We start from the raw sequence: 25,415 nt of genomic DNA on the forward strand, positions 1-25,415 counted from the left end.
TTAAACCATATCCAGAGCCATCTCCTTATAATCCATCCGGTGATAAAACAAATGACAATGCATTTAAAATCGCCGCAATTCTAAGTGCCGATTGCACTGCAACTTTATTCAACTCATGTTCCAACAACTGCTTCACGTGTGAGTGAATACACATACCACAACCATTGATTGCAGAGACTGCCAAAGCAAATAACTCAAAGTCAGCTTTAGATACCCCAGGATTTAACATCCCATTCATACGCAAATTAGCAGGGAGTGATGCAAGTTCCTTATTTTCTGCCAAATGAATTGCTCGATAATATATATTATTCATTGCCATCAGAGCAGCCGCTGTTTTTACTGCATGATTCAATTCAGAAGTGATATAGAGTGATCCGTCTGTTTTAATGGCATCAATAATACGCCTATCTTTCAATGCGTAGGCTACAGCTAATGCAACCCCATAAAATTGGGTTTCTGTTAAACCGGATTGTGCCATATTGCCAAATAGGTTACTGACATTAAGACGGATGTCTTTAGCAAAATCAGGTATCGCTTGTTTCAACTGTTCTATAGACATTTAACTCTCCTTCTCAGAAGTTCCCATATTTGTAAGAACTTCTGAATTTTTGTTCGGATTATAATGTTTCACCGCCAATAGGACGGTTACAAGGACATAATTCATCGGTTTGCAAAGCATCCAAAATACGTACTATTTCTTGGGGATTACGGCCAACATTTAATGAGTTGACACTCACATGTTGAATCACATTATTCGGGTCAATAATAAACGTTGCCCTTAAAGCACACCCACTTTCTTCATCTCGAATACCAAACCCATTAGTCAATTTCCCCTGAACATCAGCAAAGCTGTATTGAGCTAATTTATTTAAATCCTTGTGCTCCCGTCGCCAAGCGAGTTTGACAAACTCATTATCTGTACTTCCTCCAAGTACTACTGCATCCCTATCATTGAATTCACTATTTAATTTTGCAAACTCCACAATTTCTGTTGGACATACGAAAGTAAAATCTTTTGGGTAGAAAAAAAGTACTTTCCATTTTCCTGGAAAACTTTTTTCAGTAATCACTTCAAAAGCACTCACACCATTTTCTTCATGATTATTAAAGCCAGGTTTTGCTGCAACAACAGAAAATTCTGGAATTTTTTGACCAACAGTTAGCATATATTTCTCCTCAGTTCGTTTGTTTCAATTAAATTATAGTTATGGTGTATAATTATTTAAAATGAATAAAACAGATAACTTTAATCGGAAAAATCGATGAGTAGATTAATCAGCCTGAAACAGCTGCATTACTTGATTACACTATATGACCATCAACATTTTGGTCGCGCTGCTTCCGCATGTTTTATTAGTCAATCGACTTTAAGTGCAGCAATTACAAGTCTTGAAGAGACCTTAGAAGCGCAACTCCTTGAACGCGATCATAAAACGTTTTTATTCACCCCCCTAGGCGAAGAAATTGTTCGTCGCAGTCGACTCATTATTGAGCAAAGCAATGACTTAGTAGATTATGCACAAAACCAAGGAAAAATAATGCAAGGTAAGTTTTATCTTGGGGTTATTCCTACCATTGCTCCTTTTATTTTAAGTGAACTACAAAATCTATGTCAGCAACTCTATCCGGAGCTCACTTTATTCATCAGAGAAGACACTACAGAAAACGTTTTGCACTATTTAAGTGAGGGAAAGCTTGATCTTGTGATTTTAGCGCTTCCTTATCCAACCCAAGACTTCCATACCCAAATATTATGCAAAGATTACTTTAAACTGGTCTTACCTAAGACATGGTCACATAAAGGATTTGACAAAGAAATCAATAAACTACCTGAAAACAGTATTTTTCTTCTTGAAAAAGAACACTGCTTGACAGGCCATGCATTGCAAGCATGTCAATTAAAAGAAAGCAAAAAAATCAATCATTTTTTTGCCACCAGCTTACATACGTTAATCCAAATGGTAAGTCATCAACCCGGCATTACTTTTTTACCTAATCTTGCGATTAACAGCGGCATTCTTACAGGAACTGATTTAATTTCACTTCCTTTAAAAACAAACCATGCTTATAGAGAAATTGGCGTAGCCTGGCGCTCTACCTCCCATAAAACGCAAAACTACATTTTATTGACGGAGCTGATTAAGCAGGTTGTTGTTAAAAAATGTGATGATGTGGAGCAATAAAACAATCTTCCCTACAGTAAAAATGTGTGGTTAAATCTTCTTAAATGAAACGCCATGTATTATAGTTCTCCTAAAAAATTTTTGGAGAACATTATGCGGAACTACATCACTTCGATCCTTTCTATTCTTCCATTTTTGATATCAATAAACTCTTATGCAGATGCAAAAAAAACCGTTCGTATTCCCCAACTATCCAATGAAAAGGTCTCTGTCTGGACAACAGTAATTTACCCGAATAAAGAGCAAATTTTAAAAATGCATCGGCATGAGCACAATAGAGTAATTGTTGCTTTAGATAGCGGATTAATAAAAGTAGTTAACAATAAAGGAAAAGAACATTTCCTAAAATTAGAAAAAGATAAAGCATATTATCTCTCTAAAGATGTTCCTGGTGAATTACACACCGATGAGAACATGGACAAACATCCAATAAAAGTTGTAGTCATTGAATTAAAAGATTGAACGGTTTCGCAAAAGACGCGAAACCGTCAAACGCTGTTATGATTTTTTGACAGAATTTTTATTTTGAAAACCACAATGATGACCATGACGAATAGGCAATAAAACACCCAGTTTTTGGTAGGTTTTAAATTGGGTTTGAGCCCGTAAAGTATTTATTTTTGCATTAACACTATTTTTCTTTTCCACTAATCTGGATATATCACTCCATTTGGCATTAGGCGTTGCTAATTTACCTCGTATTTGCATAGAGAGCGCACGCTTTTCTTTAATTAATGGGGCCATTTGCGCATGAAGATTTCTCTTGATTTTTGCTAATTCGGAACGTTGTTCTGGAGTTAACAACTTACCGACATGCTGACGATAATGTCCTGTTTGATTTACAGAAACCACCGTCGCAGCAGATGCTGATGGTTGTGCTGTAGCAATTGAGGCACTCAAGACCAGGCTACTAATTAATAAGAACCGTTTCATATTCATTTTTACTCTCCTATTAGGTTTCATTAGACCTCTTTCGAAACTCGCTGCTGAGAAAGAAACGCGAGTAGACAAGAAGCGCTGAACCGGAGTGTAAGTCCAGTACATGAGGATTCGAGCACCGTACCAACGAAGCAGGTCTCCTCTGCAGTAGTGTTTCGAAAGAGGTTTATTGGCAAGTGTAATGAGACAATGTAATAGGAATATGACAAATGCAGTGTTTATTGTAACAGTGTTGTCACAATAATAAACAACATAGAGAAGTTTACTGTTATAATGTCGTACATTATTTTGCCAGGTGATTTATGAGTACAAGAAAAAGTCACATATTGATTATTGATGATGATCAAGAAATTACGCACTTGATTAATGATTACTTAATTAAAAATGGTTTTCGAACTACCTGGACCTTGAATGGTTTGCACATCAAACAATTATTAAGAGAAAATAATTTTGATTTAATTATCTTAGATATTATGCTCCCTGGAATTGATGGATTAAATTTATGCCAAATGATTCGTCAAACTCACAGTATGCCTATTATTATGCTTAGCGCAGCAAATAGCATTGCTGACCGAGTTGCTGGCTTGGAATTAGGAGCAGATGATTACATTTCCAAACCCTTCAGTTCCCGTGAATTGCTGGCCCGAGTAAAAGCGCAATTACGACGTACTCAGGGAGAATTGGAGCATGATCGTAAAAAACTCACTCCATTACAACAAATACATTTCGATAATTGGATTCTCGATCGCAATACCCATTCTTTGATTGATAAGGAATCTGTCGCTATTCCATTAAGCCACCGAGAATACGAACTGTTGGTCATTTTTTTGGAACATCCTGGACGTATTTTGAGCCGCGATCAATTAATGGATTTGTTGTATGAGAAGGATTGTGATTCACAAGATAGATCAATTGATGTCCTCATCGGTCGTTTGCGTAAAAAAATTGAGCTTGATCCACGTAATCCACGATTATTATTAACGATTCGCGGGGGTGGGTATCAATTCAAAACTAAGGTTGATTTGGTATGAGTCAATTAACCAAAACAGCAAAAAAAACATTGGTGGGATTAATACTAGGCAATCTATTAATAATTTTTTCACTGATGCAGTTGGGAAAATACTATTATGAAAACATTCGCTCTCCACTTCCTCCCAAAGCAGTCCGATCATTGACCCATCTTGTTGTGCTATTACAAAAAAACACCCAATCGATGTGGCCTTTAATCCTTAGAAATCAAAGTATTTCCTGGGCAGAAATAAGCTTATCTCCTAAACCTTTATACGATAAAAATGCGTTGTTGACTTTAAAAGCCCCAATTCTTTTTAATTTGATGAAACAAAATAAAAAATTGGAATTTTCGGTATTTCTAAAGGAAAATAATTGGTTAAATATCAAAGTAATTTCCTTTTTTCCAAGGCAAGCAAATTCAATAGTCAGTATGTTTCTTATCCTAGTAGGCGCTTTGCTTTTCATTAATTATTGGGCGGTTAGATCACTAAATCAACCAATACACACATTAATCCAAAGTCTCCATTACAGTGAGCATCAAGACAACTGGTTACCTATCCCAGTAACAGGAAATCAAGATCAAAAAACTATTTTTAAAAAAATTAATGACCTGCAGGAAAAAGTGAATAAGCTTTTAGCCAATCGAACTCGAGTGGTCACCGCCATTTCGCATGATCTACGTACTCCTTTAACTCGTTTAAAATTACGTGCTGAATATTTGGAAGATGATCCAAATTACAGCAAAATAATGACTGATATTAATGAGATGGAACTCATGATCCGAGAAACGCTGGATTATTTTAGAGATGTGAATGTCGAAGAAAAGCCTCAGCTTTTTGATTTGGTGGCCCTGCTTTCATCATTAAAGGATGATGCTATTGAACTGAATTATGATGTTAGTTTTACTAGCGAAAGCCCAAAACTGGTTTGTTATGGTACGGTAAATTTACTTAAACGTGCTTTTAATAATTTGATCAATAATGCAGTTCATTACGGCTATAAGGCAATGATTCATCTAATTTGCCTACAAAATAAAGTGGAAATTACCATTACGGATCAAGGCCCAGGCATGGCAGAAACGGATCTGGAACACGTTTTTTTACCTTTTTATCGTGGCGAAAATTCACGCTCCCGTAGTACAGGAGGTACAGGACTTGGATTAACAATTGCCAGAGAAATTATTCAAATGCATCAAGGCGATATTACATTGACGAATAATTTCCAAGGAGGGTTAAAGGTCATTGTAACGTTACCTCTTAGAGCCTCTTAACTTCTGTCCAAAAAATTCTAATTGCAATGCAAACAATGGATGCAATAAAACATTTTTTATTACACATTGAAGGCTTAATATATGATGGGAAATAGTTGTAAAGGGGTATAGCAGAATATCAGATTTGTGCTCAGGTTGAACGAAAATACGATGAAGAATGTAGCTTGGGGTGGAATATCACCTGTTCCAAGCTACGGTTAAAATACGATTCACTTAACTTCAGACACAGTGTTATATTATGTTTGCTGCGCCTTCCAAACGTGCATTAAGTAAGAAAAGAATTGCTTTCTTTTTCTCATGAGTAAAAGTATTTGATTGTACTAAACTCAAACAATATTCAGTGAACGTATCAAGTTTTTCCTTATTTGTTTGTGTTGATTCATCAGGGACATACAATTTTTTGTAACTCTCTTCAAGCTCATTGGCAATTGCATCCATCATTTTTGGAGCAGGATTTCCTATATTTTCCAATCCCTCTTGTTTGCTGACTGCTGCAATTTTTTCCAAAAGCTCATTTACCTGTTCTGATGTGACTTCGTTTGCTTGGGCAGACTTTTTCGTAACTCCTCTTAGGGAGTTTCGATTAGTACTTTCCCAATATTCTCTATCCCCCTGGAATGCAATAACAGTCATCAACACACGAGAATCAATTTCTTTTTGATTGAATAAAGCTCGGTTGGTAATATTAAAAGTCCAATCATTTTTCAGTCTAAAAAATGGCCGATATAAAGTTGCCATTTCTTTATCTGTTACAGGATCATAAATGGTAAAGGTTGTACCCCAAAAGTTCATACTTGCCTTAGCTAATTTGGTGTGGCCATCTTGTCCATAAATATCAAACGTAGGGAAAAAGGCAAATAGTTTTTCATCAGCCGATCCAATAAAATTTTCGTAATTATCATAAACATCAAAATGAGCAGTCAGAGAAAAAAACTTTGACTGTGCATATGCCAATTTATTATCGAATGGATCAAAAAATTCATAGGTCAATAAGAGACTCAGAAATTTTCTATATAAAGTACCCAGTTTTCGTGTTTTTGTTTCAATATCGTAGCTCGTCGTTAAACTGATCCAATGCTCTTTAATGTACATCTCATCAGGAATTTCTGTGTTACCAAGAGCAAAACTGGTATTGACTGCAATTAATGATGAAAACAAAATGGCAATTACTTTTCTCATATAGACCTCATTCTAAATAAATATTCCGTTGTATTTATTCTTTTCAGAAACAGATTTGAATGCATCAAATCCATTCTAGATTAAGAACAAGGCCGATTATATGGGAGTTCTCTTAAGGGAATATTAAGGGAATTTAACGGAAGTTCGAGATAAGAAAAATAATGCTATTTTCTTATCTCGAACTGAGTTATTTAGAAGGGACTCCATATATAAAATGCTTCATTTTTTTACGGGATAATGTTTGTTTAGCGACATAAAAAGTATAAAATTATTTTATACTTTTTATGTCGAACTCACGTTAATTTTGCAGGTAGACTCTTAACATCAGGATTTTTTGAATAAGCATCAAGAATTTCGTTAATTAACTGTTCTACAATACTTTCTTTCAGCTCATCTTCAATCAAACCAACTTTTTCTTTCATACTATTCAATCGAGTTTCTAGTTCTTTGGCAACAGAACCATTAGGAAATAGTGCTGCCAAAAGGCGTCTTGCTTCTGAGGGACCAATGTGGCGATACAAGTGGTTCCTCACTGTAGCATCTTCGGCTGTAGTGCTGAAAGCCCATAATTCAACCGGTCCTAAGGTCAACGTAAGCAACTGCACATTCACTCCAGTTTTAGTAGCATATTGTGCTAGAAAAGTACCCCCCCCTTCCCTTGGGCCATGCACTCGAGTGCGTAAAGCAGTTTTTGCAGTATCGGAAAGTCCGAATATTGAAGTAGTTTTTTCAATTGCTTGTGAAGGTCCCGCATCCATAATGTAAATTGCAGTAGCAAAATCGATCATTACAGGATCAAAGTCATCAACTGATTGTGATAATAAAGCAATTTGTACTTTCCATTTACGGCCTTCACGCATATCGATAATAACCTGCTCACGTACCGCAGCAGATTTTGAAGTACGGTGAAACTCATCATATACAATACGTTTGTGATCTTCTCGAATTTCTTGCACTCTTTCTTGATGATATTCTTTGTATTGTTCCGGTATGTTGTTTAAGCTCTCTTCAGTTAAATAATAGTGCCTTGCCAATACATAACGTGCCAGCATATACATAACAGCAGTCTGTCTATCTGCAGCGTCCCCGCCACTTTTCGCTACTTCATCAAGGTCAAGCGATACAACACGCGCATCACCAATATCAAAACTGCTCACGCGTGACAAAATAGGATATTCACGCACTGCAGAAGAGATCATTCGTGAAAATGCATTAATTAATGATTCACCTGTTGGTGCCGTTATTCTTTCGTATAAGTCTTCAATAGAGGGAGTCCGACAAATTGATGCAGCATCTGCTAACAAAGGCATTGCATAACGTTGAGCAAGCATCGCTTCATGTACAAAACCTGCGGAATAAAGTGAGTCTGTTACTTCCCACCAGGTTGATTTTGAATCTCGAACAAACCCAATTTCCTCTAAAATACTGTCAAGAAACTCCTCTACCCCGGGGGAATAAGGAGCTGGATTAAATTCATCAGCCAAACTTTTATATAATTCATCTACTACCATACCCGCCAGATCCGGCATACCATCATAGGGTCTTTCCGCTCCAAGGGGAGTAGTTAGTAACGTAATAAAGTTAACTAAAAAAGCACGCTCCAGTGCTGTAGGATACCGACATCCCAATTGTGTATCAAAAGGATTGATTGAATACTCAGGCGTCATTCGTAACCTGTGATAAGCAACTAAATGCCGTTTTGATGCCGGAAGCGCTTCTTTCAACAATGAGATGAGACCACTACTTGAAGGTCCAATATCAATAATCGCAATACGTGGTAATCGTAATAACCCCCCCGATAAGCATAAAGCTAAGTTAATCGCATTGGATAACACTGATTTACCAGAACCTGGACGCGCATAAACCAAGTCAATCCAAGTCGTTTGTTCTGTAGATCCTGGCTGGAATGGCCAAGGTTTACCATCAGGCGTTCTAAAGAGTAATGCTCCTTTTGTCCAAGGTGATGCAGGACGTGTAATGGGCAATATCGAAATTATTGAGCTTAGTGGAGCAACTGTAGGGACTGCCATGCTGTTAAGGGTAGCACCTAACATACTGGAAACAAAACCACCGAACGGATCGCCACAAATTTCCGAAACATCGGTTGATCCCCACCCCTCAATTGCTTTTACTAATTCAGAACTTCTTTGTCGCAATAACGCCATTCTGTCTTCGGGCGCCCAAGTTGTGGCAACAACTCGCAAACGAACTATTGATTCATCGGTATTGAGCTGTACGTATTTTAATAAGTTCACCGAATCACTGATCAAACGATTTTGTGCTGAGCTAAACGTTAGAATCGCCGCTAGAAGTCCTTTAAGCTTAATAGTTGCAAGTCCTTCACTTTCAATTAAAAAGGATATTCTCCAAGGAATATGTGCGGGTAATATACGGGTAAATAACTGAATAAAGGCTCTTAAATCTTTTGGAAATAAATCAATGTAGGTTGATGAATAAATCTTATCTCCAACCCTAACCGTACGTAAATCTAATACTTCTGCATCACGAGGAAATACTTGTTTTGCTAATGAGGGCCATAATAAATCAGAAGCATCACCTTCAAAATTATTAATTTCACGAACTGTTACCTTATCTCCCGGTAAGCTTGCCCGCCAATCATCTGCCGTATAATCAGGGTCAGCGGTCATGCGAATTGCATGAACTGCATCATGAACCTCCAGTAATTTAGCAAAAACGTGAAGCGAATCTAAATCATTCATAACGGAACGAACATAAGCATCATGAGTATCGCGTAACTCTGGAATTGCTGCATAGATAGTCTGGCTGTTTTTAAAAGGAGGAGCCTTCATATCTTTGATCATTTTCATTTTAGTTTTAGTTGCTACCTTTAATTGTTCAGAAGGTAAATTGAATGGCCGTGTAATTAGCACAAAATAGACACGCTCTTCTGCGCAATACTGTGCCATATAATTGACTCGTTCCTCAAACAAGTCTGTTAAATTAAGTTCCAATCGTCTTGCACTAGCTGTAGCTGGTTCGTAAGTATCTTGGATCAATTTTCTTATGTTTTGTTTATCATGGCTAAAGTAAACCTGTAAGGCGTGCCCTGGACGTCCCATAGCGCCTTGAAATGAGTTGGTGATACCATCCACAAGATTGTCGAATTCTAAACTTCCGACAAGGGCTGATACCCCTTCAACTTTCAAAATAGATAATAAGGAACCATCATGATTAACCAATACAGTTGGGCTATCTGCTGTTTCCAAATCAATATAAGATTCTGTTGTCTGCTTGAGCGAAGTACTTAGCCAGGCAAAGAAGGTATCTATCCCTTCAAAAAATGATTCTGACCAATGCGCCATTCCATTCCTCACGTTTTAACTAACTTGAAATTTCTTCTAATGCACTAGCAGCCCATTTTTCAATTTGTTTACGAAATTTGGCGCGCGAAGGCAATAGAAGTATATCTTTAAACAATTGAGCTCTTCTCTCTTCGTCATTTACACCTGCATCGATCATTAGCTGACCAAATATTGCAGGGTCACTCGTTCCCTCTCCAAATTTTTCCTCCACAAGTTGTGAACGAAACTTGAATGCTCGATAAATATTTTGTGCACTGGATTTATACCCAGTATCGTTAGTGATCGCACAAAATAATACGTGACATATGCTGTTTAATTCCGGCTGGGTTAGCTCAGGAAGATGAATCAATGTTCCTCCACCATAACCGCCAACACCAACAGACTCAATAAAAAAGCACTGTGCACAAAAACAACAAGAGGTTGCTAAGTTATCCAATTTATTATTGGCATAGTTATTATCAAGGTTAATCACCTCTTGAAATAAGCGTGCTTGAAATCCACAAAATATACAAGTATATCTATCTCTTTGAAATACTTTTTGCTCAAACGCTTTAAATCGTTCGTCTACCTTCCTGGCTGAATATAAACGCCATGACCCCGGCGTAGCCATTAATTTTAATTTATGTTGTTGTTGATTAACTGCCATCTTCTCGGCTCGCATTTACAATAAAGTTTATTGGCAATTATTTATTTAATACCTATTAAAAGATCCTCTACCCTTTAGCAGGGAGAGGATCATAAATGAATCTTACCATTTTTGTTATACAGGCAACTTCTATGCTATTAGCTGCCGCTTGTATAAACTGTTCCTGTAGGTCCAGCAGTTGTACCACCACTGCCTCCGAACATTGTTACCCCAGTTACTCCTAAAATAGAAGGTAGGAACAATAAGGCCGCAGCGATAAAAACTAAAGCAATTGGTGTACCTATTGGAATTTGGGTCGGGTTATCTTTGTGCTGTTTAAATTTCATAATAGCACCAATTGAGAAACCCAATCCGGCCAAGTAAGAACCCGCAGTGATTAATTTTGTCAAATTTGTAAATGACGCGGTAATCGTTGATGCCATCGTTCCTACGGATATTCCTCCTGCAGCAGCATCTTGACTCACCAATGCCAATAAACTTAAACAAACAAAACTGCTTAACCAATATTTGTAACTAGATTTACTAATGACTTTGCTCTTCACCTTTTTCTCCCCAATTTAAATTACAGAAATTAACTAAAATCAAAATCGTGCCCTGCCTTGTCTCACGATGTCCCATATAAAGTATTATTAATCATCTCAAGTGTACCTACAATGTTGATTGCTAATATTCCTCCAAAAACATGCATTAAACCTTTTCCCGTTCCTCCTGGTGGCTGTCCTTGCGAAGCAGAACGCGCAATCAACACCCATCCTCTTACGAAGGCAATTAAACCGATGACCTGAATAATAATTGTCAAAGGCCTCCCCACCACACTTCCAGTACCAAATAAAGTATCAAGTGTTGGATTGCTACTACTTACTGGAGCATATTGGAGAACATTTTGATAACCAAAAGTACTCACCATTAATGATGAAAACGCCGTTGGAAAATAAATAAATATCGCGCCGACTAACAAATATACAATTGGTTCCTTCATACTAGTATTACTTGACATCATAGTCCGGGATTCACCATATGTCTTTAAACTATAGACTGCTTTGAATAAAAATGCACAGCCGATTAGGTATGCGCCTCCTGTAATCATGCGTTCTACAGGAATCAACGAATTTGCGACATTAGTTAATATATTAACTTGACCCGATATCCAGCAAGCAACTGTTCCGCCCGTACATGTTTCAGCCATACAAACACCTCAAATATCTTCTTGACTAAACCTAATTACTCGCCCTGAGCTCGTTAAAACACGACCCTGCATAGAGTCAATAAGCTTAACTACCCCATATCCTGCGATTTTTGATCCTTCTCTTACTGTAAGTGTAGAACCATTTGTGCCAATTAGCCAAGCCCGACCAGGAATTACTGCATTTATATAGTAAATTATTTGCGGAGATGCTGGTTTAATATGAATTACTCGCTTAACAGGTTTAGGTTTTGTCCGCTCTATTAATACATTAATTACTTCTGATTGCTTCACAACCTGATTATTCAAATTGCTAATCACCTGATTTAGTTTTGCAATTTGTGCGTTTAATGCGTTTACATTATTATTGATGTTGCTTACTTGCTGATTCATCGAGCTCACCTCTGACTGAACCGTTTGCTGGCTCGACTCAATAGATGCCACTTTCTGTTGTAACGCTGAACTCTCTTGAATCACTGGAGGTGGAGTCTGTTGGACTATGGGTTGTTGCACTACAGGTTGTTGCTGAATTGGTTCAGGTGGAATTTCAGGTTGAACTTCTTTCGGCTGTGGTGGTATTTCCGCTATAGGAGCAGGAGCTTCGCTCTCTTTAGGAGCAGGGGTGGGTTTAGAGAACATCCCACCGATAAATTGATACATCAACATAGCAAAAATAATTATACCCACCGCAATTAAAGCATTGCGTTTGATATTTTTTGGAGGCTCCCTTCTCCCTGCTCCCACTGGAGCAGCGCTTTTCGAATCAAACTCTGAAGTCTCCAGTGGTTCGTTCTCAAGAGAATCTAATTCAGCGAATTTATACTCATCATTTTGATCATTATCTGCCATTTTTACCTACCATCAAATTAAATAGATTTTACATCCTGAGTAAATAAAACCCCCACAGGAGTTCCTGCATAGACCTCAACAGTTGTAGGTGTATTAAATAATACTTGTGCTTGCTGCCCCCATGTCTTACCCACTGTAGCCAAACCAATTACAGCATTTTCCAGTGTAGAACGGCCCACTCCATTAGCGACAGTTACGTTATTGCCGCCACCTGTACCTCCAATGGTAACCGTGGTATTAGCAGACTGGAATGCGTTACCAAACCCTTCTAAAAACGAGGAAGCAAACAATGAACCGTATCTCAGTAAATAATGGTGATTTGTTTTACTCGAAAGAGCCGTTCTTGCCGTATTGGGATCAATTGCATAAGCAGAAATTGGAATTGTTTTTGGCGCACCCGGAATTGACATCGTATTAAATGTAATAACCATCTTATTAGCATTCGACGGTAAATTAAAACTACCAATAAGCTTGGTACCTTTAAGTCTCCCTGAAACAATACTCGCAAGAATAGGGCCTGGCTCATCACTATTAACTGAAGTATCAATTACAGCGAAAAGCACGTCACCTGTTTTAATCATATTTACTTGCGTAGTAGATACCGTAGTTGTTGAAGATTGAACACCGCCTGGCCCTCCAGGACCAGCTCCTGCAGCAGCTAGCGCTTTCTCATCTTCCTTATTTCCTGCAGTATAACTTTGTGTAGGTACGTTTTTCCATTCTGCTATTAGTTGGTTCGCAGCAGTTAGCATATCAGAAGTTTTTTGTTGAATTTTTTGTTGATATTTTTGCTCCGCTTGCTGTTGATTTTGTTTGTTGATAATGGATTGTAACTGTTGGTTACTCTCAGCAGATCCTGGCAGCAGTGCTGCAGCAGCTCCTCCTTGACCTACTGTAGGCACTCCACCAATGTTAAATGCACCTTGCTGAATATTCGGTGCTCCCAAGCCTGCAACTTGTGAACCTTCAGGAGCAGTTTGAATGTTCTGCAATTCTGCTGCACTAAATCCTGCATTTTTTAAATCAGCAGCCCCAAACCCTGCATCAGCCAACTCTTTAGCACCAAAACCAGCCGCCTTCATCTCTGCAGCTGTAAATCCTGCATCTTTTAACTCTTTGGCGCTAAATCCTGCATCTTTTAATTCTTTTGGATTAAAACCAGCGTCTTTTAAGTCTTTAGCACTAAAACCCGCATCTTTTAAATCTTTAGCACTAAAACCCGCATCTTTTAACTCTTTGGCGCTAAAGCCAGCATCTTTTAAGTCTTTAGCACTAAAGCCCGCTGCTTTTAGTTGCGCGGCTGTAAATCCGGCATCTTTCAAATCCTTAGCACTAAAACCTGCATCTTTTAAGTCTTTAGCACTAAATCCAGCGTCTTTTAATTCTTTGGCGCTAAAGCCAGCATCTTTTAACTCTTTAGCACTGAACCCCGCATCTTTTAAATCTTTGGCACTAAAACCCGCAGCCTTGAGTTCAGCCGCTGTAAACCCGGCATCTTTGAGCTCTTTAGCTGTATAACCCGCATCCTTTAGCGCCTTCGCAGAACATCCAAGCGTTTTCTTAATTGTCAACGCACTAATTCCTGCGGCGCGTGCTTTCTTCAATGCATCAACACTGCAATCTGCAACACGTGCTGCTGCAATTACCTCTGCAGGACTTAGTCCAGCATTTTGCAATTCCTGGGGAGTAAATCCTGCCGCAAGAAGTTGCGATGGAGTATAGCCAGCATCAATTAAAGATTGCGCATTATAACCCGCATTTTTTAATGCCTCCGCGCTACATCCGTTTAATTCTTTAATGCGTTTGGCAGAAACACCTGCCGTAAAGAGTTTTTTCAGGTTTTCTGGGTTACAATCTGCGGCTTTAATTTGAGCATCAGTCAATGGAGATGCAACACTAAGTCCCGCATTTTGCAATTCCTGGGGAGTAAATCCTGCCGCAAGAAGTTGCGATGGAGTATAGCCAGCATCAAGTAACGATTTCGCGTCATAACCTGCATTCTTTAACGCTTCAGCACTACATCCATTTAATTCTTTAATGCGCTTGGCCGGAACACCTGCTGCGAAAAGCTTCTTCAGATTTTCTGGATCACAACCAGCTGCTTTAATTTGTGCATCAGTAAGCGGGCTTGCAGAACCAATTTGCTGTGGAGTAAATCCAGCATTCGCTAAATCCGCATCAGTAAAGCCAGCTGCTTTTAATGCTTGGGCGCTACATCCTGCATATCTTTTAATTAACGTTGCACTAACACCCGCAAGTCTTTCCTTTTTTAACACATCAACATCACAACCCGCTTTTTTAACATCATCAGGATTAATACCCGGCGGCAATTCATTCTCTGCTGCTTTTATATCTGCTGCAGAATAGCCTGCCTTAGCAAGATCATCTGGGGTGAATCCAGCATTTAATAAATCTCTGGCAGTGAACCCTGCCGCTCTTAATTCTTCGGGAGTAAAGCCCGCTCTTTTTAGATCCGCTGCGCTAAATCCTGCATCGCGCAATTCTTTAGCAGTAAAACCAGCCGCTTTTAATTGTTCTACGCTGCATCCACTTATCCGTCTAATTGCAGAAGCAGAAACCCCTGCTTTGCGTAACTTAACCAATGCATCAACACTACATCCAGCTTTTCGTACATCTGCAGCACTTATTCCATTCGGTAAACCACTGGCTCGAGCTATCTCCTCTGGAGTATATCCAGCACCTTTCAATTCATCATCAGAAAAACCAGCATCCTTCATTTCCTGAGCAGTAAAACCTGCATTACGTAGTTCGCAAGCATTAAAACCACAATCTCTTAGCCTTGAGGCTGTATATCCTGCATCTTTAAGCTGTCTTGCATTAAATCCTGCAGCCTTTAATTCTTTACAGGGGCAAACCAGATTAAGCTCCTTTAAAGTATAACCATTATCTTTTAATTGTGCGCAGCTACATGCTCCTTTTAAATCAGTTAATTGTGCCCCTTGGCTAATAACCTGATTCATAGCAGTCTTAGAACAACCAGCGTTTTGTAGTGTTTGCAACCAAAGACTTTTTTGTGACCCCTCTTCATTCTCACGTGCTAAAGTTGCAAAACCTACTCCAGTTTGTCCACCTTGAGAACCAATAACGCCCACACCCTCACCCAAAGCTTGAGTTCTGATAATTGTTGGAATTGCGCTTCCACCAGTTTGCTCAGCTTTTTGTGCCTGGTTAATATTTTGTTCTTCTTGTAATTTGGCATATTGAGCCGTTGGGTTAAGAACACCGGGAATGGATTGAATAGCACCTGGAGTATGCCCAACAGTTGCAACTGCTGAAGGCCCGCTATTAATCGATCTTAATTTTATATACCCTACCACTATGGCAATTACGATTAATACTATTGTAAAAATGATAATAACTCGTGTCCGAGTATTAGAAAAAAGCGATTTTATATTTTCTTTTCTGCCAGCCATTTATAACCCTTCTACCTTGAGCTGCATGACCTTCCCATGCCAGGAAACTAATAACACCGGTGATTTTTGCATTTCATAAGCATGCGTCCCATCTGCGCTGGTCATACTTGCCAACCAGCCCGGTGACAATATTGTAAGATTGGTTCTAACATACATTCTGTCATTAGCTAACCATGCACGTGCATCTCCTCCAGTAATACTTAGCCGTTTACTTCCAGGAGGAGGCACACCATCTAAAACATGAAGAAGTAATTCACTAGCGGATGGTGGGATTCCGGTTTCTAGAGGCATGGTTTTAGCATTGGGTCCAAAACCTTGAACCCGCAAATCAACTCGGTAATCTACTGCTTTTTGTCCTGGTATAAGTGTTAGCATCACTGGGGTATTTAAACCTCTCAAACGGACAGCCAAATTACCATAATTGTATAATTTCATTGCTTGAATCATTATTGTATTACTTGTTTTATCCCATTGAATATTAAATGAATTTGGATCACCTAAATCATAAGCAGCAATCGGCCATGGCGCTCCGGATGAATCAAGAAAAACTAATGAAGAAACAAATCCTTGTGCCAAACGAATAACAGGGGGAGTCGAGCCAGGAGATAAATTCACAAATTGAGAAGTTGCTGTAGGCTTTGGTGGGGTTCCAGCAGGTGAGGCCTTAGCATACTCCATAGTTTCGCTTATTTGTCTTAAATGAACAATTTGTTCCGTACTCAATGGATAGATGCTTCTTGTCATATCTTTAAATGCTTTATTGTCAATGACCTCTTCATCATTTTGGCTTATTACCTGCGGTGCATTAGGATTAGGTGCTGCAGCCGGTGGAGGAGTTTGAACCGGTGGTTTATAAATATTATTTGCAAGGGGAATAGGAATATTTTGCCCTTGATTTTGGGCCGGTGGAGGAGTTTGACCGGGAACTGGGGCGGGGGCTTGTCCTGGTGGCTGATTTTGCCCTGCTGGTTGATTTTGCGATAAACGTTGTTGCAATAAGCGTAACTGTTGTAAGGCTTGCTGGGCACTATCAGTCTGATCCTGCGCATAGGAAGAACCAGGAATCCAATAGGCTATTCCATACATCAAACAAAACTTTAAAAACCAGTTCAGCTTTTTCATTAAGACACTCCACCTGCGGCAGGTCCTACAACAAATTGCGATATACCTATTCCCCTAGGAGAATTTAAGGTAGAAACACGAGTGATTAACATAGTAACCACATTATTTTGCTGACTAAATTCGCTGGCACTCTGGTATGTTACTAATATAGGCATTTGTACTCGCCATGAAAAACTTCCGTTCAATACACCTTTTTGCAAGATAATGGGAGCTCGTGTTGCTACAGCAGAAACAATCAGTTTCTTAGCTTTTACTGCATCCAGGTTATTTGATTGTTGTAAAGCGTTTAGAAATTGATCCCAACCTTCAGGTGTAAAAAACCCAGAGGAGGCTTGCAATTCATCTCTATAGTTAACGAAATTATAAGTAAATGCAGCAATAGCAGCCTGATTTGCCCATTGCAATACTGCAGAATCTGATTGGTTTGGCTCATTTAGAGGAAATAAAGGGGTAATACGACCATTAATACTCGTAGCAAAATATTTAGGGGCTGGAGGATGAGTAATCATATACACTAATAGTGCAGCTAGAATTATATTGACAATAAGAGCAATTAACAACGCAAGTATCACTTTACGTTGACTGTCTTTATAAAATTTATTTCTTAGTGCAACAACTGTCAAGGCGTCTTCAGCCATAATATCCTCTATTTATTGCTTATTGTGGTATCAATTTATCTTCCTCATTCTCTGCAGGTGGGTCAGGAGGAAGTAACGCGTTCAATGAATAATTCGGAGCAAGAAGAGGTTGCAGCTGGATAGGGGGAGCTACCCCACTTGTTGCATAAAAATCTCGCTCAGGCTCTGTTAAATGAATGTAAGCGATTAGTAATCCAAAAATGCAATTCATCAATAGAGAAATAATTAACGCGATTATCCCGCGTCTGTAAGAATTCACATAGAAATTCTTGCTACTTTTTATTACTTCCCACGCTTCACGACTCATTCTTTCCCCTATGCCACAGCTCTTCTGAAAGTAATTTCTACTCGTGCATTTATTGAATTATCACCACCTTTAGTGTATCCAATAATAGGTTTATCACTACCTAATCCTTGTGTAAAGATAAAACGACTATCTACTCCTTGAGACCAAAGGTATTCACTAACGACTCGCGATCTGGCTAAAGTCAATGCATGCTCTCTTCTTGGCGATACATATTTATTACTGTAACTGGCTACATTAATGGCAATTTTACGAAATTGTATTAGAAATGCGGCAATTTCATTTAATAATGGATAAGATTTCCATTTTAGATGTGGTGTTTCTGGTTCAAACAAATAACTAGCAGGAATGCTGATCATATAATCTTGACCGATAGTAATAACTTTCACCCCTTTTCTATTTAGTTTTTTAGCAAGCTTCATGATGGTAGCATCACAGGCACCAAGAACTTTACATGGATACTTCGGCTCGTCTTTCTCCAATGCCCAATAATCACCGTTACAGGAGGTCAACGTCAATAAGGCAATCAATCCAACAGCCTGAATTAGATTAATACGTACTGATCTCACTCACATTCCTCATATTTCAAATGACCAAAATGATTCTGACTGTAGTTCTATTATGTGTTCCATCTTTAAGAAAAGGATACAAATTATTACGTTACAATGAATTCAATAAAATAGCTATTTTTTTAAAAATTTATTTATTTCTTTACATTTTTTTGAATAAAAACAAAGCGCTAAGGTTTATTTTTTCACAATGGTAAAAAAGAACGCAACGCGGTTAAGTTACTGATTCTAACGCACGTTGCCTTTACAATAAAAGTGAGTTTTTCTTAATGGCTGTAGAAATATTAGCCATGAACATACATGGCTAAATTTCTGAGGGATACAAAGGGTTTTGACGAGAAAAAATATACTGTGAAGTCGTAGTGAGTATTGATTATTCTTCACCTTTATTCTTCGCATTTTCACGTTCACTCGCAATTTTTTCTGATAAGGTTTTTACTAAATCAGTTAATTCATCAGGAGCAATAAAATCTCTCTCTTCAGGAGGATAACTGGTTGCCAATTGGAAGTCCTTAATAAGCTCATTTGCGACCGTACCCGCATATTTATCCTTGGCACCGGCCAAACGCTCAATATTCATCATCTGATTGCGTGTTTCATTAATAGGCAGCAAGGACTCAGAAAATGCGGCTTTATCGCTCACCAAAACTGGGGGATCCCCTGGTCGTTCTCGCAAAGGACTAAATATCGTTAATGCACCTTCAACTTCTTCTTCAATTAAATCTTCAACAGGTTCAGGTTCATTATGACCATGGAACGCAATTAAAGCAGAAACACCCCGTTCTATAGGCTCCTCTATGGGTGATTCACGCAATAACTTGGAAATAAGAGTAATTTCTTCACTTTCTGTTGTTTTATTAATTGATAAATCGCCGCTTTCCAAAATTGTCTGAAATGAAGCTAATTGTTTTTGTAACCTCATTAAATAATCATCTGGTGGCGCTTCTACTTTTAAAAATTGATTTAATTTTAATTTCTTAACCGGTTTAGGGTTCGCATAAAACATACGGGCACGAACAATTTTTGACTTGAAAAATATATGCGCCTCACCTTCTGTTTGTTCTTTTAAATCCAATAGGTCAACACGAGCTCTCTTTTCAAACGAAGAACTTTTACTGTCCATGTAAGTATTGGCAATACTGGAGTCTTTAGCTTGAAATGAATCCACTTTAGTTACATAAGCCTCACCAGCTGTTTTGGTGAAGAAATCCCATGTTTCTGTAGGATCTTCCAATTTCATACAGATTTTAATGTTTGTGTTTGCACCGATGGATGCAGCTTCCTCTTTAGAAGCTTTTTGGAATGCAGGTAAATCTTGTCCAGCAAAAATCGCTGAGAATCCAAGAGAACGCGCTTGCGCAGGTACCACGGCAAACCCTTGAACTGCATAATATCCATACTCGTCCAGGATGCACATATAAGGTGTAGGTGCATTTGTTGGCTTTCTCAAGATTACATCTCGATAATCCCCTTCGACATCTTCCCCCAAACCTGCTGCCATCATTGCTTTTAATGAAGAAACGATAATTTTACCAAGGTTAGACAACTCATCGGGAGATTTTTCTAAAGCGGGTAATAATACGACCAATATCCTTCGATTCAATACCACGTCTTTAAAATCTACCTCAGCCAGATTCGTACGGACAATATGCCCATAAGTATCCGCCAAGGATGAAAACGCTCTTACCAGCTGCATGGTAATAAAACCGTGTTGCTCCAAAACTTGCGACACTTGCTTTCCTTTTTTCTCCTTGTTGTAACCTGGCAAGGTGCCTAAGTAGTTACGTAAAGGGTCCGTAACCAATTTTGGAATCTGTTCGATATTAACACTTTCCTGGTTATCACGGGGAAAGACTTTATCAACGACAATGGTTTCTAATCGAGTTAAATCAAAGTAATTACGGATGGTATCCGCATCCAAAAGGATCGCCCCCTCATCACGCATATAAACCAGAAGACGCATCAAGGCTTCTACGAAGGCGATAGCACGACCTTTCCACATGTCTCCATCACCGCCTCCTTTTGAATCACCCATCAAACTCACTACAAGCTGGGTTAACATACTGGAAGAACCTTGGGAAAAGGGATTAAACGTATTAGACAATCTTCTTTCTTGTGGGCCAATAATATCCCGCGCACCAGTCATAAAGTTAATCAGAAGCAAATCGTCTTCACGTCCCATGCTCCTGACCATGGAAAAAACTTTAGCATAAAGTGAGTTATCGCCTTTACCGTCAACATAAATAAAACCACTTCCTTGTACCAAAGCATTAAACGCGAGGGAGACCAAACATTCTGTTTTACCACTACCGGTGGATCCAAAGATTAATGCATGAGTACGCATGTCATCGTTAGCAAACCATAACTCATGTCCCGTTTTACGATCATTACCAAAAAATGCAATTCCACGAGCCATATTGGGCTTGTTAACGCCTGGTTTCATATCGTTATAATCTTTTACTCGAGAAATTAAAGGAAGGCGGAAAGGTAATTTTTGTTTGCGTGTATAGCTATAAAGAAAAGTTCCACCTCCTAAAAGCAACAGGAATGTTGCAACCTCAGAGAAATAATATGACATTGCTGATAAGGTAAAAAGTATAATTGAAATATTCGTGGGATCAGCGAAGAAATCAGCCAATCTCTGGGTGAATGTCCGGGTATCCCTTAGTAAGAGGGTAGGATCTAACTCATGACGTGAGTCAATACCGCGCATCATGGCTCTAACTCCTGCATTTGTCGGGGTGTTAACTTAACTTCTTTTATGGCGATTTCCAGAGCTTTAATCGCCTCGTCTATCATAGGCACCAAAGAACGCCGTCCCATTTCTTTCTCTGCTTTCCAATGAGCGAAAGGACCTGCGACCTCTGAAAAAGGTGTTTGTCTACCAACACAATTGAGCATATACCATAAACGCCTATCAACGGGCCTTAGCCATAAAAACTCAGAACTCGGAACAACCCCATCGTCTCGAGCTTTTTCAAGTAATGAAGCCATTACACTTAAAGTATAGGCGTGTTTTGTAACAACTTCCTGGATAATTTCTGTGTTTTTATATTTTTCTATTACGGGCCTAGCTACACTATAATCAGGCTTTCCCGCAACATAAGATTTGTCTAACGTTGATAAAATAGTGCTGGCTGCATCTCTGTCTCGGTTAATACGCGCAAGAAACACAGCTGCTAAAGCATAAGCCTGTGGTGAACAATGTTCAAAACCATCCCAATAAGGGCCTAATTGTAAAGTAAAAACTCGTTTTGCATCGCCTCGACGAACCCCTGCCGTCATCTCTTGTCCGGGTACAGGATCGTCTAATAAAATATCTTCTTTTTTTAATAAATGGTATTTACGCGCAAATTCCATTGGCGTCAGCGCCATTGCCCAAGGACCCTGATTTATATCTTGCTCTACCAAATCTTCTTTGACTATAGGCATAATTGCAGGCCAGTTAAACTGTTCCTGTTCCCGTAATTTTTTCATATCATAAACTTTACGAAATTTTAGGGTAATATTTGACTGATACAGTAAAACTGCCAAAACAAGCAGGACGAGAACCACGGGATAACGCATAAAATCACCAACAGCACGTGTTGTTTCTAACAGCTGATCCCAATTTACTGCATTGGGATCTATTGTTTGCATGATTTGAATCAAGCTTGCCAGCTGATCGCTGTGAACAAATAAATTAACAAGTTTTGCTTGCCAAATGTTGATTTGAAAAACAAACATCACGATATACTGATGTCCCATTTTCCAGATAAGAAACACAGTAATAAACAATAGTACCATAACCCATATGGGGCCCATGCCACTATCTTGACCTTGTTGTTGCGGTTGTTGTGCCATTAGCGATTACTTCAAAATAGTTTGTTTCTTTCTAAGTATATACTGCTCTAGGATAATTTTGCGAGAGATTCGCAAGTAATACTGTACGAGGCATATTAAAAAAATCATTGTTCTTTAATCAAACGGCCACGTGAATATTTATAAACACCGCTTAGATGAACAAAACGGCTAATGTTGTCTACATTTAAAGACCTATCTTTTAACGTGAGTAAGGGGCTACCTAATTTGTCAGATAGCGTTTTATCAGCAGAAAGATTAATTATATCCGTTTTATTAATGAAAATACCGACATAAGCCTCATTTTGTTTGTTTTCTTTTGATTTGATCAAAGCTTCTACCTGATCTTCATTTGCATAGATGGGGCGAGAAATCATTTGCCGAGGCAAATTAATGATTATCCTTTCCCAAGACTGAAGATTGGACCCATCTGAAGAATATAAAGAAACGAAAACCTCTTGCTGACCACTTCTTAAAGCAAGACGATTGGCTAAATGTGTATCTGATCGAATTTGTGCTTGGCTGCGCTCATTAATTTTTTTGACAAAACCATCACGAATTCCAATTAAACGATTACCAATTGACCGTAGAAAATTCGATTTATCCCAAGGGCCATTTTGAATTGCATAATCCAATGCTTTCAGAATTGCATCATTATGCTCTTTAGTGAACGTATTTTTTTCCATAAATCCAGATTAAATTTAACAATAAAACGTTCTGCAAAAAACCAATGCAGTATAATGGAGTATAACAGTAATTTCGATTATATAAAAAAGATAAAATTCACAAAGAGCTAGGAGTCTCTTTGTGAATGCGACAAAAAATGATTAATTTTTACTCGATGATTCCTAAACTCAACTACCTGAACCCATTCCAAGGCCAGTTCTCTCTTCAGCAACCTGTTCACTTTCTTGGGTGGTTTGTTCTTGTTTAGCTGCTTTAAGTTGTTCTTTAACTCCAAGAGGTTGTGGCTTCGCTTCTTGAACTTGCTGGAGCGCTTTTTCTGGTAACGCAACAACGCCATTGACTATTACTTTATCTATAATATTCAAAAAGTCGGTTGCTTCCTGAAGATCACTTGTATTCCCACCTCTTTGATCTATCGCAAATTGCATTTTTCCAACGGGCTCTATGCATTCTTTACTAAGCTTGCTCTTTATGTCTTGTTCACCGTGTTGTTCACGTTCCTTAAAAAATGCCATAACTTTACCCCTAAAACATAAAATCTTTAATTAACCTAAGTCTATCAAAATCAATTATAAATGCATCTAAAATTACCATTACTTACGATTTCTTTACAATATACGTTAATAAAACACATCTAGTCGTACATCAACTCATCCAAGGGGGTATAATCACGGCTTGGACCACCTTGAATTAATTCATTCAACACGTCAGTCATACATAACAAACGTAATACATTAGGCGTTACTTCATCAAAAACGACTCTGAGTCCTAACAGGGCTCCTTCTGCCTCATCAAATGTAGCTCCTAAACCATAGCCAAGGCATAAAGAACACAATTGATCCGCTCGTTTCGCAATTGCTGGTAACAAACCGGTATCTGCAAAAACCTCCTCATAACTTACAAATCTATCATTAAGATAGAATTTGGCATTTAAACTTGCGGCTATAACGGACATGCATTTACTAATATCACGTTCCATACTAACGCCACCACGGTTTTGAAGACTTAATCGACCCTGCCAAAGTACTCCTTATCCACCTTAAAAAAACCGGGACTGTAAAACCGTAATGTTCAATGATGCCAAAAAAAACTGCAGAGATTAAAACCAGTATCCCTGTCCAAATCCTAATATGCATTAGAAATAAAAAAATAGGAAACGCAGCTCGGGCATCAACTATAAAAAAACGAGCGCTGCGAGCTGAATCCCTCCAATGTGCAGTTTCAGAAAATCCTGCCATATTCAAGCCTCAAAAATAATACTTCTTTCTAAAAAGTATATACCTAAATTTGGGCTTTAGCATCGTTGTTTTTAGTAAAAATTAATAATATTTTTATGCCGATTTGTTCTTTTAATAAGTATTATGTTTATGAATTAGCATTTAAAACATAGTCCTCTCCAGTTGGAGAGGACTAAATGACTACGGATGATTGCTTATTTTTAATACGGATGACCACTAAATTACTTTTTATCCATAGGAGAATATCCTTTTGTCAAGGACGGTCCTAAAATGTTGCTCAGGACATTTTTCATTTCTAATTCCTCAGATGGTTTTGCAGATGGGACTAATTGAGGTACAGCAAACTCTTGTCCAACTTCCTCTATTTCCTGCGAGACTTCCTTATGACGGGAATTACTCTGTCCAGCAGCTAGTTTTCCTAACATTTTAGAAGTACTGTATTGACTCATCTGAACTCCTCTTATTACACCTATAATACTAAATTAGCATATCCAACTTAAGGAATTATTAACACAATTATTTTTTTTATAAAAAATACTATTGAGTAGTGAGTCTGTTTTACGTTATGTTAAAACTGCCTATAAGAAAATAGGTTCAATTGTCATTTATGGATGAATGCAATTGCTCACCTGACAGAAAAAGTCAGAGCGATTGAGAAACGATGGAGTCTAGGTCATGAGACTCCGGAAAAGGAGGAAATATGGCTAAAGGTGAAGTAAAATGGTTTAATAATGCCAAAGGTTGGGGATTTATTATTCCAGAAAATGGTGGCGATGATATTTTTGTTCATTTCTCATCGATTCATGGTACAGGCTATAAAACATTAGTTCCCGGACAAGTAGTCAATTATGATGTGGAACAAGGTGACAAAGGCCTACACGCAGCTAATGTAATTGTGCTCAATGAAAATGCTGAGGCTGAAACGGCTTGATTAAATTAACGCAGTATCATCGTGGTGCTGCGTCCATAAAAGCCATTTTAGACTAAATTTTGAACAAGT

At 38.4% G+C, this 25,415-nt stretch carries 26 protein-coding genes; 5 read left to right on the top strand and 21 right to left on the bottom strand.

Annotated elements, in window-relative coordinates:
* Positions 1-25 precede the first annotated feature (25 nt).
* Positions 26-559 (bottom strand): carboxymuconolactone decarboxylase family protein, encoded by a 534-nt coding sequence (locus tag LXO92_RS16275; RefSeq protein WP_182350585.1) that lies wholly within the window; start codon positions 557-559, stop codon positions 26-28.
* Between the two features lie 58 nt (positions 560-617).
* Positions 618-1,166, bottom strand: a complete 549-nt coding sequence (locus LXO92_RS16280; RefSeq protein ID WP_182350586.1) for a peroxiredoxin — start codon at positions 1,164-1,166, stop codon at positions 618-620.
* 96 nt (positions 1,167-1,262) lie between these two features.
* Between LXO92_RS16280 and LXO92_RS16285 the strand changes: the two genes are divergently transcribed.
* Complete coding sequence (locus LXO92_RS16285; RefSeq protein ID WP_182350587.1) at positions 1,263-2,183, top strand: hydrogen peroxide-inducible genes activator; 921 nt, start codon at positions 1,263-1,265, stop codon at positions 2,181-2,183.
* A 93-nt stretch (positions 2,184-2,276) separates the two neighbouring features.
* A complete protein-coding gene (locus tag LXO92_RS16290) occupies positions 2,277-2,645 on the top strand; it encodes a cupin domain-containing protein (protein ID WP_182350588.1) in 369 nt (122 codons plus the stop codon).
* A gap of 36 nt (positions 2,646-2,681) precedes the next feature.
* Here LXO92_RS16290 and LXO92_RS16295 read toward each other — a convergent pair whose 3' ends face one another.
* Complete coding sequence (locus tag LXO92_RS16295) at positions 2,682-3,122, bottom strand: Spy/CpxP family protein refolding chaperone (protein WP_182350589.1); 441 nt, start codon at positions 3,120-3,122, stop codon at positions 2,682-2,684.
* A 302-nt stretch (positions 3,123-3,424) separates the two neighbouring features.
* Here LXO92_RS16295 and LXO92_RS16300 point away from each other — a divergent pair, with 302 nt between their 5' ends.
* Together LXO92_RS16300 and LXO92_RS16305 are read left to right on the top strand one after the other, a co-directional pair.
* On the top strand, positions 3,425-4,153 hold the full coding sequence (locus LXO92_RS16300; protein ID WP_182350590.1) for a response regulator transcription factor: 729 nt from the start codon (positions 3,425-3,427) through the stop codon (positions 4,151-4,153).
* Positions 4,150-5,403: a sensor histidine kinase gene (locus tag LXO92_RS16305; RefSeq protein WP_182350591.1), complete on the top strand. Its 1,254-nt coding sequence runs from the start codon at positions 4,150-4,152 to the stop codon at positions 5,401-5,403. The genes LXO92_RS16300 and LXO92_RS16305 overlap by 4 nt, the downstream gene beginning before the upstream one ends.
* A 231-nt stretch (positions 5,404-5,634) precedes the next feature.
* On the opposite strand, the gene LXO92_RS16310 is transcribed toward LXO92_RS16305, so the two are convergent.
* From LXO92_RS16310 to LXO92_RS16395, 18 genes are all read right to left on the bottom strand, one after another.
* A complete protein-coding gene (locus LXO92_RS16310) occupies positions 5,635-6,582 on the bottom strand; it encodes an LURP-one-related/scramblase family protein (RefSeq protein ID WP_232891319.1) in 948 nt (315 codons plus the stop codon).
* 293 nt (positions 6,583-6,875) lie between these two features.
* Entirely contained in the window at positions 6,876-9,905 is a 3,030-nt protein-coding gene (locus LXO92_RS16315; protein WP_182350593.1) for a type IV secretion protein IcmB, read from the bottom strand.
* A gap of 19 nt (positions 9,906-9,924) precedes the next feature.
* The gene (gene icmJ / locus LXO92_RS16320) at positions 9,925-10,551 is read right to left on the bottom strand and encodes a type IVB secretion system protein IcmJDotN (RefSeq protein WP_182350594.1); all 627 of its coding nucleotides are present in this window, start codon (positions 10,549-10,551) and stop codon (positions 9,925-9,927) included.
* Between the two features lie 137 nt (positions 10,552-10,688).
* Positions 10,689-11,093, bottom strand: coding sequence for a type IV secretion protein IcmD (locus tag LXO92_RS16325; RefSeq protein ID WP_182350595.1), 405 nt, complete (start codon positions 11,091-11,093; stop codon positions 10,689-10,691).
* Positions 11,094-11,155: 62 nt separating this feature from the next.
* The gene (locus LXO92_RS16330; protein WP_182350596.1) at positions 11,156-11,737 is read right to left on the bottom strand and encodes a type IV secretion protein IcmC; all 582 of its coding nucleotides are present in this window, start codon (positions 11,735-11,737) and stop codon (positions 11,156-11,158) included.
* A 9-nt stretch (positions 11,738-11,746) separates the two neighbouring features.
* Complete coding sequence (icmG, locus tag LXO92_RS16335) at positions 11,747-12,583, bottom strand: type IVB secretion system protein IcmG/DotF (RefSeq protein ID WP_232891320.1); 837 nt, start codon at positions 12,581-12,583, stop codon at positions 11,747-11,749.
* A 17-nt stretch (positions 12,584-12,600) separates the two neighbouring features.
* A complete protein-coding gene (gene dotG / locus LXO92_RS16340; RefSeq protein ID WP_182350598.1) occupies positions 12,601-16,017 on the bottom strand; it encodes a type IVB secretion system protein DotG/IcmE in 3,417 nt (1,138 codons plus the stop codon).
* Positions 16,018-17,139: a DotH/IcmK family type IV secretion protein gene (locus LXO92_RS16345; protein WP_232891321.1), complete on the bottom strand. Its 1,122-nt coding sequence runs from the start codon at positions 17,137-17,139 to the stop codon at positions 16,018-16,020.
* Positions 17,139-17,777 carry a type IVB secretion system apparatus protein IcmL/DotI gene (locus LXO92_RS16350; protein ID WP_182350600.1) on the bottom strand — a complete coding sequence of 213 codons (639 nt, stop codon included), beginning with the start codon at positions 17,775-17,777 and terminating at the stop codon, positions 17,139-17,141. Before LXO92_RS16350 ends, LXO92_RS16345 begins: the two co-directional genes overlap by 1 nt.
* Before the next feature lie 19 nt (positions 17,778-17,796).
* Positions 17,797-18,084 carry a type IVB secretion system protein IcmM/DotJ gene (icmM, locus tag LXO92_RS16355; protein WP_182350601.1) on the bottom strand — a complete coding sequence of 96 codons (288 nt, stop codon included), beginning with the start codon at positions 18,082-18,084 and terminating at the stop codon, positions 17,797-17,799.
* A gap of 8 nt (positions 18,085-18,092) precedes the next feature.
* On the bottom strand, positions 18,093-18,650 hold the full coding sequence (icmN, locus tag LXO92_RS16360) for a type IVB secretion system protein IcmN/DotK (RefSeq protein WP_019233482.1): 558 nt from the start codon (positions 18,648-18,650) through the stop codon (positions 18,093-18,095).
* 373 nt (positions 18,651-19,023) lie between these two features.
* Positions 19,024-21,366, bottom strand: coding sequence for a TraM recognition domain-containing protein (locus LXO92_RS16365; RefSeq protein WP_182350602.1), 2,343 nt, complete (start codon positions 21,364-21,366; stop codon positions 19,024-19,026).
* Complete coding sequence (icmP, locus tag LXO92_RS16370) at positions 21,363-22,493, bottom strand: type IVB secretion system coupling complex protein DotM/IcmP (RefSeq protein WP_182350603.1); 1,131 nt, start codon at positions 22,491-22,493, stop codon at positions 21,363-21,365. Before icmP ends, LXO92_RS16365 begins: the two co-directional genes overlap by 4 nt.
* A gap of 104 nt (positions 22,494-22,597) precedes the next feature.
* Positions 22,598-23,176 carry a Dot/Icm secretion system protein IcmQ gene (icmQ, locus tag LXO92_RS16375; protein WP_182350604.1) on the bottom strand — a complete coding sequence of 193 codons (579 nt, stop codon included), beginning with the start codon at positions 23,174-23,176 and terminating at the stop codon, positions 22,598-22,600.
* Between the two features lie 168 nt (positions 23,177-23,344).
* Complete coding sequence (locus LXO92_RS16380) at positions 23,345-23,692, bottom strand: hypothetical protein (protein ID WP_182350605.1); 348 nt, start codon at positions 23,690-23,692, stop codon at positions 23,345-23,347.
* 119 nt (positions 23,693-23,811) lie between these two features.
* A complete protein-coding gene (locus tag LXO92_RS16385) occupies positions 23,812-24,156 on the bottom strand; it encodes a type IV secretion IcmS family protein (protein WP_019233476.1) in 345 nt (114 codons plus the stop codon).
* A 1-nt stretch (position 24,157) separates the two neighbouring features.
* Positions 24,158-24,415 (bottom strand): IcmT/TraK family protein, encoded by a 258-nt coding sequence (icmT, locus tag LXO92_RS16390; protein ID WP_220471040.1) that lies wholly within the window; start codon positions 24,413-24,415, stop codon positions 24,158-24,160.
* 221 nt (positions 24,416-24,636) lie between these two features.
* Positions 24,637-24,864: a hypothetical protein gene (locus LXO92_RS16395; RefSeq protein WP_182350606.1), complete on the bottom strand. Its 228-nt coding sequence runs from the start codon at positions 24,862-24,864 to the stop codon at positions 24,637-24,639.
* A gap of 251 nt (positions 24,865-25,115) precedes the next feature.
* On the opposite strand from LXO92_RS16395, the gene LXO92_RS16400 reads away from it, so the two are divergent.
* Complete coding sequence (locus tag LXO92_RS16400) at positions 25,116-25,346, top strand: cold-shock protein (RefSeq protein ID WP_019233473.1); 231 nt, start codon at positions 25,116-25,118, stop codon at positions 25,344-25,346.
* The last annotated feature ends 69 nt before the right edge of the window (positions 25,347-25,415 follow it).

The organism is Legionella resiliens (assembly GCF_021344005.1).
Classification (GTDB): domain Bacteria; phylum Pseudomonadota; class Gammaproteobacteria; order Legionellales; family Legionellaceae; genus Legionella; species Legionella resiliens.